Below are 12,308 nucleotides of genomic sequence, written 5' to 3' on the forward strand. Positions count from 1 at the left end.
TGAACGGTATGCAGACCACCGCCACGCCCACGCACTGCCCGTACTGCGCCCTGCAGTGCGGGATGAACCTGACGCCCGCGCCCGACGGGACGGTCGAGGTGAGCGAGCGTACGGACTTCCCGGTGAACCGGGGAGCGCTGTGCGGCAAGGGCCGTACGGCGCCGGCGGTGCTGGCCTCGAACGTGCGGCTGACCTCGCCGTTGGTGCGCGAGGGGGGCGCGCTGGTGCCGGCCTCCTGGGACGAGGCGCTGGACCGGATCGCCGAGGGGCTGCGGCGCACGCGCGCGGAGCACGGGCCGGACGGGGTCGGGGTGTTCGGCGGGGGCGGTCTGACGAACGAGAAGGCGTACACGCTCGGCAAGTTCGCCCGGGTCGTGCTCGGCACCTCCCAGATCGACTACAACGGCCGCTTCTGCATGTCGTCGGCGGCGGCGGCCGGGATCAAGGCGTTCGGTCTCGACCGGGGGCTGCCGTTCCCGCTGGAGGACATCCCGAAGACCGGCTGCGTGATCCTGGTCGGCTCGAACCTCGCGGAGACCATGCCGCCGTCGCTGCGGTTCTTCAACGAGCTGAGGGAGAACGGCGGCACGCTGATCGTCATCGACCCGCGCCGCACGAAGACCGCCGAGCAGGCCGACCTGCATCTGGCGCCCCGGCCGGGCACGGACCTGGCCCTCGCCCTGGGCCTGCTGCACCTGGTGATCGCCGAGGGGCGGGTGGACGAGGAGTACGTCCAGGAGCGGACCACGGGCTGGGAGGACGCCCGGGCCGCCGCGATGGCGCACTGGCCGGAGTACGTGGAGCGGATCACGGGGGTGTCCGTCCCCGAACTGCGCCGGACGGTACGGATGTTCTGCGAGCCCGAGTCGGCGATGGTGCTGACGGCACGCGGGCCCGAGCAGCAGTCCAAGGGCACCGACACGGTGGGCGCGTGGATCAACCTGTGCCTGGCGACCGGCCGGGCGGGCCGCCCGCTGTCCGGGTACGGCTGCCTGACCGGGCAGGGCAACGGGCAGGGGGGCCGCGAACACGGGCAGAAGGCCGACCAGTTGCCGGGCTACCGCAAGCTCGACGACCCGGCCGCGCGGCGGCATGTCGCCGAGGTGTGGGGCGTCGACCCGGATTCGCTGCCCGGCCCGGGGCGCAGTGCCTACGAGCTGCTGGACGCGCTGGGCACCGACATCAAATCGCTGCTGCTGATGGCGTCCAACCCGGTGGTGTCGGCGCCGCGTGCCGCGCACATCGAGGAGCGCATCAGGTCGTTGGACTTCCTGGCCGTGTGTGACGTGGTCCTGTCGGAGACGGCGGAGCTGGCGGACGTCGTGCTGCCGGTCACGCAGTGGGCCGAGGAGACGGGCACGACGACCAATCTGGAGGGCAGGGTCCTGCTCCGCCGCCAGGCCATCACCCCGCCCGAAGGGGTCCGCAGCGACCTGGAGGTCCTGCACGAACTGGCCGGCCGCCTGGGCGTGGAGAAGGGCTTCCCGACCGACCCGGAGGAGATCTTCGAGGAACTCCGCCGGGCGAGCGCGGGCGGTCCCGCGGACTACTCGGGGATCACGTACCGCAGGCTGGTGGAGGAGAACGGGGTGTTCTGGCCGTGCCCGACGGCGGAGCCGGAGGGTCTGACGGGGGCCGAGGACGGGGCGGGTGGCCCCGGCGCGCAACGGGGCGCGGCGGGGCACCCGGCCTCCACCGGGACGGGGGACACGGCGGGCGTCGCCCACCCCGGCACCCCACGCCTCTTCCTCGACCGTTTCGCCACCCCCGACGGACGCGCCCGCTTCGTCCCCGTCTCGCACCGGGCCATCGCCGAGGAACCGGATGACGAGTACCCCGTGCTGCTCACCACGGGGCGGGTCGTGGCGCAGTACCAGTCGGGGGCGCAGACCCGGCGGGTGGCGGAGCTGAACGCCGCCGCGCCCGGGCCGTTCGTGGAGCTGCATCCGCGGCTCGCGGCCCGGCTCGGGGCGGCCGAGGGCGATCCCGTGGCCGTCGTGTCCCGGCGGGGCCGGGCCGTGGCGCCCGCCCGGATCACCAGCACGATCCGCCCCGACACCGTCTTCATGCCGTTCCACTGGCCGGGCGAGGGCCGCGCCAACTCCCTCACCAACCCCGCGCTCGACCCGACCTCCCGGATGCCGGAGTTCAAGGCGTGCGCGGTGCGGCTGGAGGCGGTGCGGGGCTAGGTGTGCTGTCCCGGGACTTTGCGGACATGCCCTGCTCCTGGGGCTGCTGCCGGGTCGCGTCCGGCCCCGGGTCCTTGAAGTACACGCCCGTCGGATGCACCGGATCGATGCCGACGGCGCCCACCTCGACTCCCCGCGCCGCGAGTTCGGCGCGGATACGCCGCCCGAACGCGTCGCCGCCCACCCGGCTCAGCCGGGCCACGCGGTGGCCGAGCGCGGACTGGTCGGCGAGCGGCCGGTCGTCCGGCGGGCGGAGGACGGCCATGGTCTCGCCCAGGCACCCGACGTCCGCCGCGGTGTGCCCGTCGCGAGCCGGTCCGGCGGGCGGGGAACCGGCGGCCGGGTGGGGCAACGTGCTCCCCCGTTCTCCTGGCGGGTGGCCCGGGGGTGGCGTACGCAGGGGGTCAGTCCGTGACCGGTTCGCCGAGCCGCAGCATCACCTTGCTGCTCGCGCTCGCCGGGTCCGCCGCGACCGCGAGGGCCCGCTCGGCCTGGTCCAGCGGGAAGCGGTGGCTGATGACCGGTGAGACGTCCAGGCCGTCGCGCAGGGCGCGCAGGGCGTCGTCGATCTCGTCGACGAAGCGGTAGGAGCCGATCCAGGTGATCTCGCGGGTGACGAGGTCGCCGAGGACGGCGGGCTCGGCCGTCCCCGGCAGGTTGCCGACCTGCACGAGGGTGCCGCCGCGGGCGGTGGCGCGCAGGACCGCCCCCAGCGCGGCCGGTGCGCCGGACGCCTCGAAGACGACGTCGGTGTCCGGCGGCAGTTCCTCGCCCCGGGAGATGTCGACGGTCGTGTCCGCGCCCATCTCGCGGGCCACGGCGAGCGACGCGCAGGACAGGTCGGCCGCGCACACCGACCGCGCGCCGAGGTGCCGGGCGGCGGCGACGACCAGCGAGCCGATGGGGCCGGCGCCGTTCACCAGGACCGTACGGCCCCGCAGTCCGCCCGCCCGGCCCACGGCGTGCAGGGCGACCGCCAGCGGCTCCGCCAGGGCGCCCGACTGGGTGTCCACGCCGTCGGGCAGCGGCCGGACCTGGGCCGCGGGGACCGTGCGGAACTCGCTGAACCCGCCGTCGGTGTGCGGGGTGAGGGCCGCCGAGCCGAGGTAACGGACGTGTGCGTGGAGGTTGCTGCGTCCGGCGAGCCGCTCGGGGAGCTCGCCGACGAGCTGGGCCGGGTGGACGGTGACGGGCTGGCCCTCGGCGAGGCCGGTCACCCCGGGGCCCAGCCCGGCGACCCGGCCGGCGACCTCGTGGCCGAGGACCAGGGGGTGGGCGAGGGCCGCCGTGCCGGAGGCGCCCTTCCTCCAGTACGCGACGTCGGAACCGCAGATGCCGCCCCACTCCATGGCGAGCAGCACCTCGTCCCGCGCGGGCTCGGGCCGGGGCCGCTCGTCGATCCGGACGTCACCGGCGCCATGTACGACGACGGCTTTCATGGGGGTCATACGGCGTCCTCCAGCCGGACGAGGTCGCGCCCGCGCGTCTCGGGCGAGAGCAGCGCGCTGACGAGGGTGATGAGGGAGTAGACGACGAGCATCGCCGCGATGGGCCACCAGCTCCCGGTGGCGGCGGTGAGGCTCGCGGCGAGCACCGGCCCGATCGCGGTGGCGAGGACGCCGCCGATCTCCTTGGCCAGCGCGAGCTGGGTGAACCGGGTACGGGAGCCGAAGAGTTCGGCCATCGTCACGCTCTCCAGCGCGAACAGTCCGAGGACGCCGATGTTCAGGCCGAGGATCATGCCGGCCATGAGCGCGGGCGTGCTGCCCGAGGTGATCAGCATCATCAGCGGGAAGGCGGCGACGGCCGTGAGCGCGGTGAGCGCCAGATACATCCTGCGGCGTCCGAAGCGGTCGCCGAGCAGGCCGATGGCCGGCACCGTGAGGAAGCCCAGCAGCGACCCGTACACGATGGCGTCGGTGGGGACGGAGCGCTCGGCCGCGAGTTCGGTCGCGATGTAGCCGACGAGGAACGTCTGGATCAGACCGGAGTTGCCCGCCTGCCCGAAGCGCAGTCCGAGCGCCAGGAAGAACGCCCGGCCCTTGCGCTGCTTCAGGCCCGCCTCCAGCAGTCCGGTGTCGCCGCCCTTGCCTTCCGTGACGGCCGACTCCACCTCGCGGCGGCTCATGGCCACGCCGTCCACGACGTCGGGCCGCTCCTCGAAGACCGGGCTCTCCTTGAGGTTGCGCCGCAGCCACACCGCGAACAGCAGCAGGCCGAAGCTCAGCAGGAAGGGCAGCCGCCAGCCCCAGGAGAGCAGTTGCTCCTCGCTGAGCACGGCGAGCAGCACCGCCCACAGCCCGGAGGCGGCCAGGGTGCCCGAGTTGGTGCCGAGCGACACCAGCGAGGAGACCATGCCGCGCCGCCGCGCCGGGGCGTACTCGGCGAGCATCACGGTCGCTCCGGCGATCTCCGCGCCCGCGCCGAAGCCCTGCGCCAGCCGCAGGACGACGAGCAGGACGGGCGCCATGATGCCGATGGTCGCGTAGGTGGGCAGGACGCCGATGAGGGTGGTCGAGGCGCCCATCAGCAGGATGGTGATCGTCAGGACCTTCTTGCGGCCGAGCCGGTCGCCCATTCTGCCGAAGTAGACCGCGCCGGCGAGGCGGGCGACGTAGCCGACGCCGTAGGTGGCCATCGCGGCGATGAGACCGATGGCGGGGCTGACGTCCGGGAAGAAGATCTTGTTGAAGACGATCGCGGCCGCCAGCGAGTACAGCTGGAAGTCCATGAACTCCATGGCCGTGCCCAGCCAGCCGGACACGGCGGCCTTGGTCAGGTCACGTGTACTGCGTCGCACGGCACCGGCCGGCTCGGCCGCGGTCGTGGTGTCCTTCATGGTGAACTCCGTTGTTCGTGAGCGGGGACTTCCTCGGGGGGGTGGCGGTCAGATGTCCACGTGTCCGGCGCGCAGGGCCGGGAGATGCCGTACGACGGCGGTGACGAGCGCGGGGTCGTCGGCGAGGTCGGGCGCGCCGACGGCGGTGAGGAGAGCGCGGACGACGGCCGTGTCGTCCGCCGCGGTGCGCCAGCAGGCGGCGAGTGCCTCCTGGGCGGGGTCCGGGATGTCCTGGTCCCGGGTGAGGTTCACCCAGCCCGCCAGGGCGAGTTCGAGGACGGGTGTGGCCGCGCCGCGCTCGCGCAGCAGGCGCAGGGCCGGCAGCCAGCGCTCGGTGATCTTGAGTGAGCCGTCGGAGGCGATCTGCCGCAGCAGGTGCCCCATGGCCGGGTTGCGGAAGCGGGCGACCAGGTCGTCGGCGTACCGGCCGGGGTCCGGGCCGCCGTCCGGCAGGGTGGGGGCGACCTCGGCGCACAGGGCCTTGACGAGCCGCTCGCCCCAGCCGTCGGCCATCGCGTCGGCGACGGTGGTGCGGCCGGCCGCGATGCCGAGCGGGGCGAGGGCGGAGTGCGAGCCGTTGAGCAGCCGCAGCTTGGTCAGCTGGTAGGGGGCGACGTCGGGGACGAGGAGGGCGCCGTCCAGCTCCCACGCGGGACGCGGGGCGGCGAAGCGGTCCTCCAGCACCCACTGCCGGTACGGCTCGCCGCTGACGGGCAGCGCGTCGTGGACGCCCAGCCGGGTGGCGGTGTCCGCGAGGTCGGCCGTCGTGGTGGCGGGCACGATCCGGTCCACGACGGTGGCGGGAAAGGCCACGGACCGGTCGATCAGCTCCAGGACCCGCTCCTGGTCCCGTGCTCCCGAGGCGCGCACGGCGCCCTGGATCGCGGTGCGCAGCACGGCTCCGTTGTCGGCCATGTTGTCGCAGGACACGACGCTGACCGGGGCGGCACCGGCGCGCATCCGCGCGGCCAGCCCGGCGGCCAGGCGTGCGATCACCGTGTCCGGGCCGGTGGCGCGGTAGCCCTTCTCCGTGATGGTGAGCGTCACCACGGTCACCTCGGGGTCGGTGAGCAGCCCGTCGACGACCGCCCGGTCCCGCCCGAGCAGGCAGGCGCCGGTGAGCGCGCCGACGACCCGGGGGACGCCGCCCTCGGGCCCGCGCTCGGTCACCGAGTACAGGCAGTCCTGGGCGCGCAGGGCGTCGGCGGTCGCCGCCGACCGGGGAGCGACCGCGGCGATGCCCCACGGCTCGCCGGAGCGCGCGGCGGCGTTCTCGGTGTAGAGGGCCTGGTGCGCCCGGTGGAAGGCCCCGATGCCGAAGTGGACGATCCGGGTGCGCAGTCCGGCGGGGTCGACGCGGGGCCGCGAGGCGGGCGGGAGGGCGCCGAGCGCGGCGCGGTTGAGCCGGTGCACACCGCTCACCAGTCGTGCACGGAGCCGTCGAGGCGGCGCGCCACGGGGAGATAGCGCCGCTGGTACGGGAAGCGTTCGGCGGCCTTCTCGTCGTACTCGACGCCGAGGCCGGGCTCGTCCGAGGGGTGCAGCATGCCGTCGGCGAAGGTGACCCCCGTGCGGAACACCTCGCGGGCCTCGTCGGGATGGCCCATGTGCTCCTGGATGCCGAAGTTGGGCACGGCGATGTCGAGGTGCACGGCGGCGGCCATGCTGACCGGGGAGAGGTCGGTGGCGCCGTGCGAGCCGGTGCGGACGTGGTACAGCGCGGCGAGGTCGAAGATCCGGCGCAGGTGCGTGATGCCGCCCGCGTGGACCACGGTGGTGCGCACGTAGTCGATGAGCTGCTCGGTGATCAGGTGCTGGACGTCCCAGATCGAGTTGAACACCTCGCCGACGGCGATCGGTGTCGTGGTGTGCTGCCGGATGAGCCGGAACGCCTCCTGGTTCTCGGCCGGGGTGGGGTCCTCCATCCAGAACAGCCGGCAGGCCTCGACGCTCTTGCCGAAGCGGGCCGCCTCGATCGGTGTCAGCCGGTGGTGCACGTCGTGCAGGAGGTGGAAGCCGAAGCCGAAGCGCTCCCGTACGGCCTCCAGGTACGTCGGCGCGAAGCCGAGGTAGGCCTCGGTGTCCCAGGGCTGCTCGTCGGGCAGGTCGGTGGCCGCCGGTTCGTAGAGCTTGCCCTTGCGGACGCCGTACGTGCCGCCGACGTCGGGCACGGCCGCCTGCGCCCGTACCGCCTTGTAACCCAGCTCCAGGTAGCGCTCGACGTCGTCGAGGAGGGAGGGCGCGTCGGTGCCGCTGGCGTGCGAGTAGACCAGCACGCCGTCCCGGGACCGGCCGCCGAGCAGTTCGTACACGGGAAGCCGGGCCGTCTTGCCCTTGATGTCCCACAGGGCCGTGTCGACGGCGGCGATCGCCGTCATGGTGACCGGGCCGCGCCGCCAGTAGGCGCCCTTGTAGAGGTACTGCCAGGTGTCCTCGATCCGCGCCGGGTCCCGGCCGATCAGCAGCGGGGCGAGGTGGTCGCGCAGATAGCTCGCCACGGCCAGCTCGCGCCCGTTGAGCGTGGCGTCGCCGAGGCCGGTGACCCCGTCCGTGGTGGTGATGCGCAGGGTGACGAAGGTGCGGCCCGGGGAGGCGACGAAGACCTCGACGCGCTCGATCTTGCTCACTGGGGCTCTCCTTACGGCGGCTGAGAGCGGGCGGGGGCCGACGGGAGCGGGCGGCTCCTGTCGTGCAGTGCTTGTATACAAGCACCTGTCGTGCAGGCGAGCAAGACCCCTGCTGCGATACGTAGGATGTGCACATGGCCCAGACGAACCGGCGGACCAGCCGGCGCTCCATCTACCTGAAGCTGCGTCAGATGGTGCTGACCCTCGAACTCCCCCCGGGCGCGGCCCTGTCGGAGAACGAGCTCGCCGCATCCCTCGGCGTGAGCCGCACCCCGGTGCGGGAGAGCCTGATCCTGCTGGCCCAGGACGGGCTGGTGCAGATCTTCCCCAAGATCGGCTCGTTCGTGTCCCGGGTGGACCCGGCGCAGGTCGCCGACGCGCAGTTCCTGCGGGAGGCCGTCGAGCTGGCCTCACTGGACGCCCTGCCGCCCGACCCGGACCACGCGGTGATCACGGAACTGCGGGACAACCTCGCACGCCAGCAGCGCCCGGGGCTGGATCTGGAGGAGTTCTTCGAGCTGGACGAGGCCTTCCACCAGGGCCTGATGCGGCTGAGCGGCCATGGCAACGTGTGGACCACGGTCGCCGCCGCCAAGGGCCACCTGGACCGGGCCCGGCGCCTGGGCCTGCACGAGAACGTCTCCCCCGCGGTCTTCGCCGACCAGCACCGGGAGATCTTCGATGCGGTCGTCGGGGGCGACCTGGCGTCGGCCCGGACCGCCATGCGCACGCATCTGCGCGCCGTCTTCAGCGACATCGAGCGCATCCGGGCCCATTCGCCCGAACTCTTCGCGACCGGCTCGACGTCGGTGCCGGTGCGGCGCAACGTGGTGGTCTGGGAGTAGCGGAACGGGCGCGCCTGAGGCGCGCCCGTCATGTGTCTCGTGGGGCTCAGCCCACGTTCACCGCGCTCCAGGCCGCCGCCACGGCCTTCTGCTCGGTGCTGCCGCTGCCGTACAGGTCCTTCGCCGCGTTCAGGGTGGCCGTACGGGCACCCGCGTAGTTGGTCGAGGACGTCATGTAGACCGTCAGGGCGCGGTACCAGATCTTGCCCAGCTTGGCCCGGCCGATGCCCTGCACCGTGGAGTCGTCGCAGGTCGGGGAGGTGTGGGCGACGCCGTTGATCGTCTTCGCGCCGCTGCCCTCCGCGAGCAGGTAGGCGAAGTGGTTGCCGACGCCCGAGGAGTAGTGCACGTCGAGGTCGCCCAGACCCTCGCTCCAGCAGTCGGCGGACTTCCCGTCCGTCGAGGGCTTGTCCATGCGGCGCAGGGCCTCCCGGCCGAGCCCGGAGCGGACGACGTTCTCGCCGATCAGCCAGTCACCGGGGTCCTCGGCGTTGTCCGCGTAGAACTCCACCAGTGTGCCGAAGATGTCGGAGGTGGCCTCGTTCAGACCGCCGGACTCGCCCGAGTACCGCAGCGCCGCCGTCTTCGACGTCACGCCGTGGGACATCTCGTGCCCGGCCACGTCCAGCGACACCAGCGGGCCGAGCTGCTTGCCGTCGCCGTCGCCGTACGTCATGCAGAAGCAGTTGTCGTCCCAGAAGGCGTTGTTGTAGTCCTTGCCGTAGTGGACGCGGTTGTACGAGCCCTTGCCGTCGCCGGCGATGCCGTTGCGGCCGTGCGCGTTCTTGAAGTAGTCCCAGGTGACGTCCGTGCCATACTGGGCGTCCACCGCGACCGTCGCACGGTCGGAGGCCGCGCCCGTCGCCCAGTGGTTGTCGGCGTCCGTGAACACCGTCGCGGGGGCGCGCGTCAGACAGACCGTCAGCAGGCACTTGTCCGTCTTGTTCGCCGCGTCGCCGGTGTACGTGCCGCCGCGCGTCGCGTCCTTCAGCCGGTACGACGACCCGGACTTCGTCGTCTCCAGCGGGACCGTGCCGCCGTAGAGGGACTTGCCGTCGCCCGACGCCGACTCCAGGGTGTTCCAGGCGTCGATCCGGTCGCCGGTCGTCGCGTCGGTCAGCACCGTGCGCCCGACCGGGTTGCCGAGCCCGTCGTGCGCCACCGCGTCGGTCTGCCAGGCCAGCTTCGGGGCGCCGTGCAGGGCGTCGACGACCAGCCGCGGCTTGGCGGTCAGCTGCTTCAGGGTCTCGCCGAGGTGCGCGGCGCGCAGCAGGCTCGCGGCGAGGTCGGCGGCCTTCGGGGCGGTCACCTTCGGGGTGACGCTCTTGAGGGACAGCGCCGACCTCGTCGCCCGGCTCGTGCCGCGGTAGGTGCCGTCCGGGTTCAGATGGAGGACGAAGTCACCGCCCAGGACCGGGAGTCGGTGGTACGTGCGGTCGTAGCGGACGTGCCGGGTGCCGTCCTCGTCGACGACCACGTCCCGGACCTTCGTCTCCTGGGCGGAGGTGAGGCCCAGGTCCGCGGCCCGGTCGGCGAGGACCGTCTCGGCGCTGTCGATCGCGTCGGACCGGGTCGGCCGTTCGTCCGCCAGGGCGGTCGGCGAGAGCGCGGCGGCCAGCAGGACGGCGGTGCCGGTGGCGGCACCGCCCGCGAGGGCGAGACGGGAACCCCGGACGTGACGTATCCGACTCATCGGTCTCCTCATACGGGCGCACCCGGTCGCGTGGGGTCGACCGGGGGCGGCGTTGATGTTGACCGCGAGTTAAGGCGGCCCGGACATGTCATGTCCATAGGCCCGGTGTGGAGGTGTGTGAGGGTGGAGAATCGTTCCTGTGACCTTCCCTTTCTTCGTCTACGGCACCCTCCGTCCCGGCGAGGTCAACCACGACCTCCTCCTGCGCGGCCGCACCCGCTCCGAGGTGCCGGGGCGCCTGTTCGACGCGGTGCTGTACGAGGGACCGGGCTATCCCTACGCGGTCGAGGAGCCGGGCGGCGGGGTCGTGTACGGGGAGCTGGTCACCGCGCACCCGGAGACGTACGCGGAGCTGCTCGCCGAGCTGGACCGGCTGGAGGACTACGTGCCGGGCGACCCGCGCAGCCTGTACGAACGCGTCGAGCGCAAGGTCGTACGCGACGCGGACGGGGCGGTCGTCCGGGCCTGGGTGTACGTGGCCGCGCCCGCCGTCGCCGCCCGGCTGCGGACCAGCGGGAGGCCGGTCGCGGGCGGCGACTGGCGGGCGCGGGGCTGACAGGGGGCGGGCAGGGCCGGGGCCGGGGCTCAGCCCGCGTACGGCCGCTTCGCCCTGGCCTCGCGCAACGCCAGGCCCCACCACACCAGTTGGTCCAGCATGGCCTTGGCCGCCGCGTCCGGGCCGGACCGGTCGCGCAGGGTGCCCTCGTCGTCGAAGGACGCGCCGGCGTTGTGGAAGGAGACGGTGTCGCGGACCGTCACGGCATGCAGTTCGGCGAAGACCTGCCGGAGGTGCTCGACGGCGCGCAGGCCGCCGGCCCGTCCGCCGTAGGAGACGAGGGCGACGGGCTTGGCCCGCCACTCGCCGAAGTGCCAGTCGACGAGGTTCTTCAGACCCGCCGGGAAGGAGTGGTTGTACTCGGGGGTGAGGACCACGAAGGCGTCGGCGCCGTCCAGTCTGGGGGTGACGCCGGACAGCGCGGCGGTCGCCTCGGGGGTCCTTTCGAGGGACGTCGGCAGGTCGGTGTCGGCGACGTCCACGACCTCGGCGACCAGGTCGTCCCGGCCCTGGAGGTGGTCCAGGAGCCAGCGGGCGACGACCGGGCCGAAACGGCCGTGGCGGTTGCTGCCGACGACGAGGGTCACCCGGAGGGGCTCGGTGGCGGGCCGGTCGCGGGTGGATGCGTTCGTAACGGCTGTGTTCATGCCGCACAGCCTCATACCTCAACCTTTCTTGAGGTCAAGCCCGGCCCGCGTGGTACCCGGGTCACCCGTTCACACGCCCGCCCGGCTCTTTTCCGCGATCCGTCCGCCGATCGCCCGTGACCTGCCCGAACACCTCCGAAGCCCGCCCGGTCCACCTCCCCCTGACACCCATTCACCCCAATTCTGACGACCCCTCAGAAAGCGCGGGCGCCCCGCTGCCCGTTACCTCGGAAGGGCAGGTGCACGACCGAACCGCTCGAAGGAGCACCGATGCGACGTACCGCCCGGCCGCTGACCGGCACCGCGCTCGCCGTCGCCGCCGCGGCGCTCGCCGCCGTCCCGGCGTACGGCGCGCCCGGCGGTGACGTGGAGGTGGAGCCGTCCTCGGCCGTCCCGGGCGGACAGGTCACGGTGCGCACGGCGGCCTGCGGCGACGGCGGTACGGCGACGGGTGACGCGGGCGCGGTCGGGGCCGGTTCCCTCAGCCTCGCGCCGGGCCCGCACGAGCAGGACGCGACCGGGCGGTTCCGGGTGCCGCCGAGCGCGCAGCAGGGGACGTACGAGATCACGGCGACGTGCGCCGGGAGCGGCCGGCGGGTCACCGGTGACCTGGTGGTGACGCCGGCCTCCGGGCGCCCGGAGGTCCGTCCCAGAGGGAGTGTGAAGACGGGGGTCGGCGGCGCCCTGGGCCCCGATCCCGTGCAGACCGCGGCCGGTGTGACGGCCCTCGCCGTCGCCGCCGCGGGCGGTACCTGGCTCCTGCATCGCCGGGCGAGAGGCGACGGGATCTGACGGACACCCTCCGCTGTCCGTCGCCGGTACCGCGTCCCCTCCCCCTCCGGGTCCGACGCCCCTCGCGGCCCGGAGGGGGGTACGGGGCGCACCCCGGACGAGAGCCGGGGTCGCGGGCCG

11 protein-coding genes are annotated in these 12,308 nt (G+C 73.4%); 4 read left to right on the plus strand and 7 right to left on the minus strand.

Annotated elements, in window-relative coordinates:
• Window positions 1-8 precede the first annotated feature (8 nt).
• Window positions 9-2,189 carry a molybdopterin-dependent oxidoreductase gene (locus ACFZDA_RS06100; protein ID WP_391075591.1) on the plus strand — a complete coding sequence of 727 codons (2,181 nt, stop codon included), beginning with the start codon at window positions 9-11 and terminating at the stop codon, window positions 2,187-2,189.
• On the opposite strand, the gene ACFZDA_RS06105 is transcribed toward ACFZDA_RS06100, so the two are convergent.
• Genes ACFZDA_RS06105 through manD form a run of 5 tightly spaced genes read right to left on the minus strand, consistent with a single transcriptional unit; the run spans window position 2,149 to window position 7,655 of the window.
• The gene (locus ACFZDA_RS06105) at window positions 2,149-2,541 is read right to left on the minus strand and encodes a PfkB family carbohydrate kinase (protein ID WP_391075594.1); all 393 of its coding nucleotides are present in this window, start codon (window positions 2,539-2,541) and stop codon (window positions 2,149-2,151) included. The two genes, ACFZDA_RS06100 and ACFZDA_RS06105, sit on opposite strands and share 41 nt — an antisense overlap.
• A gap of 52 nt (window positions 2,542-2,593) precedes the next feature.
• Window positions 2,594-3,637: an alcohol dehydrogenase catalytic domain-containing protein gene (locus ACFZDA_RS06110; protein WP_391075597.1), complete on the minus strand. Its 1,044-nt coding sequence runs from the start codon at window positions 3,635-3,637 to the stop codon at window positions 2,594-2,596.
• Complete coding sequence (locus tag ACFZDA_RS06115; protein ID WP_391075600.1) at window positions 3,634-5,028, minus strand: MFS transporter; 1,395 nt, start codon at window positions 5,026-5,028, stop codon at window positions 3,634-3,636. The genes ACFZDA_RS06110 and ACFZDA_RS06115 overlap by 4 nt, the downstream gene beginning before the upstream one ends.
• A 48-nt stretch (window positions 5,029-5,076) precedes the next feature.
• The gene (locus ACFZDA_RS06120) at window positions 5,077-6,450 is read right to left on the minus strand and encodes a mannitol dehydrogenase family protein (RefSeq protein WP_391075603.1); all 1,374 of its coding nucleotides are present in this window, start codon (window positions 6,448-6,450) and stop codon (window positions 5,077-5,079) included.
• Window positions 6,447-7,655: a D-mannonate dehydratase ManD gene (gene manD / locus ACFZDA_RS06125; protein ID WP_391075606.1), complete on the minus strand. Its 1,209-nt coding sequence runs from the start codon at window positions 7,653-7,655 to the stop codon at window positions 6,447-6,449. Before manD ends, ACFZDA_RS06120 begins: the two co-directional genes overlap by 4 nt.
• A gap of 134 nt (window positions 7,656-7,789) precedes the next feature.
• On the opposite strand from manD, the gene ACFZDA_RS06130 reads away from it, so the two are divergent.
• The gene (locus ACFZDA_RS06130) at window positions 7,790-8,500 is read left to right on the plus strand and encodes a GntR family transcriptional regulator (protein ID WP_391075609.1); all 711 of its coding nucleotides are present in this window, start codon (window positions 7,790-7,792) and stop codon (window positions 8,498-8,500) included.
• Window positions 8,501-8,546: 46 nt separating this feature from the next.
• Here ACFZDA_RS06130 and ACFZDA_RS06135 read toward each other — a convergent pair whose 3' ends face one another.
• Window positions 8,547-10,193 (minus strand): M4 family metallopeptidase, encoded by a 1,647-nt coding sequence (locus ACFZDA_RS06135; RefSeq protein WP_391075612.1) that lies wholly within the window; start codon window positions 10,191-10,193, stop codon window positions 8,547-8,549.
• A 139-nt stretch (window positions 10,194-10,332) separates the two neighbouring features.
• Between ACFZDA_RS06135 and ACFZDA_RS06140 the strand changes: the two genes are divergently transcribed.
• Window positions 10,333-10,749 carry a gamma-glutamylcyclotransferase gene (locus ACFZDA_RS06140; protein WP_391075614.1) on the plus strand — a complete coding sequence of 139 codons (417 nt, stop codon included), beginning with the start codon at window positions 10,333-10,335 and terminating at the stop codon, window positions 10,747-10,749.
• Between the two features lie 29 nt (window positions 10,750-10,778).
• Here ACFZDA_RS06140 and ACFZDA_RS06145 read toward each other — a convergent pair whose 3' ends face one another.
• A complete protein-coding gene (locus ACFZDA_RS06145) occupies window positions 10,779-11,396 on the minus strand; it encodes an NAD(P)H-dependent oxidoreductase (protein WP_391075617.1) in 618 nt (205 codons plus the stop codon).
• A gap of 270 nt (window positions 11,397-11,666) precedes the next feature.
• Between ACFZDA_RS06145 and ACFZDA_RS06150 the strand changes: the two genes are divergently transcribed.
• Window positions 11,667-12,188 carry a hypothetical protein gene (locus ACFZDA_RS06150; RefSeq protein ID WP_391075620.1) on the plus strand — a complete coding sequence of 174 codons (522 nt, stop codon included), beginning with the start codon at window positions 11,667-11,669 and terminating at the stop codon, window positions 12,186-12,188.
• Window positions 12,189-12,308 lie beyond the last annotated feature (120 nt).

The sequence above is a fragment of the Streptomyces sp. NPDC007991 genome (assembly GCF_042958445.1).
In the GTDB taxonomy this organism is placed as follows: Bacteria; Actinomycetota; Actinomycetes; order Streptomycetales; family Streptomycetaceae; genus Streptomyces.